Source organism: Photobacterium sp. OFAV2-7 (assembly GCF_022347985.1).
In the GTDB taxonomy this organism is placed as follows: Bacteria; Pseudomonadota; Gammaproteobacteria; order Enterobacterales; family Vibrionaceae; genus Photobacterium.
Genome location: NZ_JAKRFQ010000407.1, coordinates 1 through 4447, shown reverse-complemented (window position 1 = coordinate 4447; position 4447 = coordinate 1). Strand labels below are relative to the sequence as shown.

The following is a 4447-nucleotide window of genomic DNA, read 5'->3' as shown; positions in this document are numbered from 1 at the left end:
ATCATGCGCAAAGATATTTTGCCTAAGGCCAGGTATGACCGGGGTTACCTGTACCGGAATGATTTCAGGGTCATCCGCAGCTGGACAAGTTCGGAGCAGATCCCGATCCATACCATCGACTGGCGAATTGTGAATGCAAAAGCGTTCCCGTATCGGCTACGGCAAAAACCGGGCAAGAAAAATGCCCTCGGCCGCTTTAAGTTCAACATCCCGAATGATAGTTCAATCTATCTTCATGACACACCGGCCAAAAGCCTGTTCAACAAAGACGAACGAGCATTTAGCTCAGGATGTATCAGGGTAGAGCATGCGGATGACTTGGCGATGATTCTGCTGACCTATTCGGGCGTCACTGAGCAGCGTGTCAACGAGCTCAAGGCAAGGACGAAAACCAAAACTGTTGGACTGAACAGCCGGGTTAAGGTGCATCTGATTTATCAGACAGCCTGGGTAGACAATCAGGGATTGGTGAATTTCCGTGATGATGTCTATAGCTATGATCGAATGAGTGAGATGTCTCAAAAAGAAGAAAAATTTACAATTATTTACCACGAATAATTTTCTTATAAGTCAGTAATTAGCCGATCGCGGTACGATAATTAAGCGTTTTTTTGCGTTTAACACGTTTGACTGAACAAAAACTGAACGGTATCTTGCTTTTCGATTCACGGCTTTGGCCCGATATTAGCAAGAAAGTGGTTTAGTTTAGGATGTCTGAGATTGATTACAAGCGCCGCCAGTTATTGGTTGCTGGGGGACTGGCGGTTGGCGCATGTTTATTGCCAGGAGTGGCATTAGCTAGCCCGTATAAAGCAACAAGTGCGAGAAAGATTTCGCTGTGTAATATTCATACCAAAGAAGATCTGGAAACCCAGTACTTTGACGGTCAAAGTTATATCAAGGAAGAACTGAAGCGTATTAACCATATCTGCCGTGATTTCCGTCGTAATGAAGTGGCGAACATGGATCGCCGTCTGTTTGATGCAATTGCTGAAATTCAGGAGGGGCTGGGGCACAAGGGTCAGGTGCGGATTATCTCCGGTTACCGCTCTCCCGAGACCAACAAAGCACTGCAGAAAAATGGCGGGGTGGCGAAAAAGAGCTACCATATGAAAGGCGAGGCCATTGACTTCAACCTTGAAGGGGTGCCGTTGTCCAAGGTCCGTAATGCAGCCCTGGAGCTACGACTCGGTGGCGTAGGTTATTACCCGAAGAGTGGTTTCGTTCATATTGATACAGGCCCCGTTCGTCGTTGGTAAGTCAATCTGCTTCAACTGAGTGCAACATTTGTCGAATAATTCCAAAGCCGGTTTCTATCTCCCTCTCTTGATAGATTCCGGCTTTGTTGTTTCTGCTAGTGGCATGATATCCTGCCACCAGATTATTGTGAGTTAGGAAAGGGCTATGAGTCTCCAGTTTGAAATTGTTCCAGTTACCCCGTTTCAGCAAAACTGTTCGGTTATTTGGTGTGATGAAACCAACAAAGCTGCCTTGGTCGATCCCGGTGGTGATATTCATTTGCTTAAAGACAAGGTTCAACAGCTGGGGCTGACAGTGACTAAGCTGATCCTGACTCATGGTCACCTTGATCATGTCGGCGGTACCGCACCGCTAGCTGCTGAGCTAGGTGTTCCTGTGATTGGTCCGCATAAAGAGGATGCATTCTGGCTGCAGGGGCTGCCTCGTCAGAGTGAGATGTTTGGTTTCCCGCTGACAGAGGCCTTCGATCCGGATCAGTGGCTGGAAGAAGGTGATGTGGTCACAGTCGGTAATCAGTCGCTGAGTGTGTATCACACGCCGGGACATACCCCGGGCCATGTGGTTCTTCACAGTGAAGAAGCCAGTGTCGCTTTTGTTGGAGACGTATTGTTCAATGGCGGGATCGGCCGTACCGATTTCCCGAAAGGCGATTTTCAGACTCTGATCAACTCAATCAAAGGTAAGCTGTGGCCTCTTGGAAACGATGTTACTTTTGTTCCTGGTCACGGTCCGTTATCAACATTTGGCAAAGAACGTGCGTCCAATCCGTTCGTTGCCGATGAGATGCCGCTGTACTAACAGCTTTCATTACCTTGCAAGTCTAAAGCGAGGGCTGTCAGCTCTCGCTTTTCTTTATATCGATTCGCTCACTTTATAGTTCCCAGCTTGTATCTCCATAGTATTAATGTGACTACTTTCACGCTTTTCCAGCCAAGAGTTAAAAACTAGGAATCTTTCCTAATTGTTTTAGGTCGGCTTCTCAAGCCAGCCAATCTGACCGTCTTTAAAATCTTCAGTCAATCGGGTTGAACATCCTTATGCCTTGCCTTCAAAAGCCTTGTATGACTGGTTGTCGAGGGTTCGGTATGGGCATAACTATTCTTTTGCTCCCGATGATTTCCTGGAGTCTGCTTACTGAATGCCGTTTGATAGTTCGGTGATGAACATGACATGCCAGGTATTCAGTAAGTAGGCTTTGTTTTAGAAAATTGAGGGTTTCACATGTTTAAATTGTTGGAGCAGGTCAGAAAGCCGACGCTGGATCTGCCTGTAGAAGAGCGCCGCAAGATGTGGTTTAAGCCATTTATGCAATCGTACCTGGTTGTATTTATTGGTTACCTGACCATGTATCTGATCCGTAAAAACTTCAATGTTGCTCAAAACGATATGATTTCAACCTACGGCCTGTCAATGACAGAGCTAGGTATGATTGGCTTGGGCTTCTCTATCACCTACGGTATTGGTAAAACTGCCGTTTCTTATTACGCCGACGGTAAAAACACCAAGCAGTTCCTGCCATTCATGCTGATCTTGTCCGGTATTGCCATGCTGGGCTTCAGTGTGAGCATGGGCGGTTCTGGTGTGAGCCTGTTCCTGATGATTGCATTCTATGCGTTGAGCGGTTTCTTCCAGAGTACCGGTGGACCGTCTAGTTATTCCACGATCACCAAATGGACGCCGCGTAAGAAGCGGGGTACCTATCTGGGTTTCTGGAACATGTCACACAATGTCGGTGGTGCCGGTGCAGCAGGTGTTGCCCTGTTCGGTGCGAACTACCTGTTTGATGGTCACGTGATCGGTATGTTTGTGTTCCCGTCGATCATTGCCTTGGTAGTAGGCTTTATCGGTCTGCGTTACGGTAGTGATTCACCGGAAGCTTACGGCTTGGGTAAGGCCGAGGAACTGTTCGGTGAAGAAGTCAGCGAAGAAGATGTCAACGCTGAAGAAAACCAGATGACCAAGCGCGAGATCTTCATGGAATACGTGTTGAAGAACAAGATTATCTGGTTGCTGTGTTTTGCCAATATCTTCCTGTACATCGTACGTATCGGTATTGACCAGTGGTCGACAGTTTACGCCTATCAGGAGCTTGGTTTCTCGAAAGAAACGGCTATCCAGGGCTTTACTATGTTCGAGGTTGGCGCTCTGGTCGGTACCTTGATGTGGGGTTACTTGTCTGATTTGGCCAATGGGCGTCGTGCACTTGTCGCATGTGTTTCTCTGGCGCTAATCATCTTTGCTCTTGAGTTCTATCAGACAGCGACAACTGAGTATATGTACCTGGGTTCTCTGTTTGTACTTGGCTTCCTGGTGTTTGGCCCTCAGCTGCTTATCGGTGTTGCTGCTGTCGGTTTTGTTCCTAAGAAAGCGATCAGTGTTGCCGACGGTATCAAAGGTACCTTTGCCTACCTGGTGGGTGACAGCTTTGCAAAGCTGGGTCTGGGTATGATTGCCGACGGTACGCCAATCTTCGGTTTGACAGGCTGGCAGGGTACCTTTGCGGCTCTGGATACCTCAGCGGCAGTGTGTATCGGTTTGTTGCTCTTTGTTGCCATCGCGGAAGAGAAGAAAATTCGTCGCGAGAAGCGCCAGCAAAAAGAGGCCGAGCTGGAACTTGCCTAAGTTGCTCTGACTCAATAAACCACCCTTCGGGGTGGTTTTTTATTTGCCCTGCAAGGCTGACAAACCTGTTAGGTTGAAAGAAACCAGAATTGTTCCCCCCGACTATGGGGGAGAGAATCCGAATGACAAGGACGTTGCTGACCAACGGCAGGATGTGTGTTTAGCAATTACGCTGAATGGAAACGTGCATGAGTGGTATATGAGGCTCGTATGTGTGGTTCTGAAAGTGGGATGAGGGTAACACCTCACCCTGCTTTTTATCTTGTCAATGAGCAGAAAAACATAATATCACTGCAATAGTACATTTGTTTGTTTTTTAACCTCTTTTTGATGCTACTAGTAGATTTAATAAGGGGTTTTTTGTTTTTTTTATATTTTTTTTATATTGTTTTTAACTTTTTTGTCATTTTGTATTCCATTTGGTTATTGATGATATTGACATTAAGTAAAATATAAAATGCAGTTGTAATGAGTAAAAACTCAGTTTTATGGCTTTTATCGGCTCAATCTGGATTTTTAGTCGGTTTTATTTTGGTGTTGGATTAGTGTGAAATATTGAGATCGG

At 46.3% G+C, this 4447-nt stretch carries 4 protein-coding genes; all 4 read left to right on the top strand.

The window, feature by feature from the left end:
• On the top strand, positions 1-558 hold a 558-nt coding region (locus MHN01_RS17785), incomplete at its 5' end, for a L,D-transpeptidase family protein (RefSeq protein ID WP_239412564.1).
• Between the two features lie 152 nt (positions 559-710).
• Positions 711-1259: a YcbK family protein gene (locus MHN01_RS17780; protein WP_239412563.1), complete on the top strand. Its 549-nt coding sequence runs from the start codon at positions 711-713 to the stop codon at positions 1257-1259.
• A 145-nt stretch (positions 1260-1404) separates the two neighbouring features.
• Complete coding sequence (locus MHN01_RS17775; protein WP_239412562.1) at positions 1405-2058, top strand: MBL fold metallo-hydrolase; 654 nt, start codon at positions 1405-1407, stop codon at positions 2056-2058.
• 423 nt (positions 2059-2481) lie between these two features.
• A complete protein-coding gene (uhpT, locus tag MHN01_RS17770; RefSeq protein ID WP_239412561.1) occupies positions 2482-3882 on the top strand; it encodes a hexose-6-phosphate:phosphate antiporter in 1401 nt (466 codons plus the stop codon).
• Positions 3883-4447: the final 565 nt, after the last annotated feature.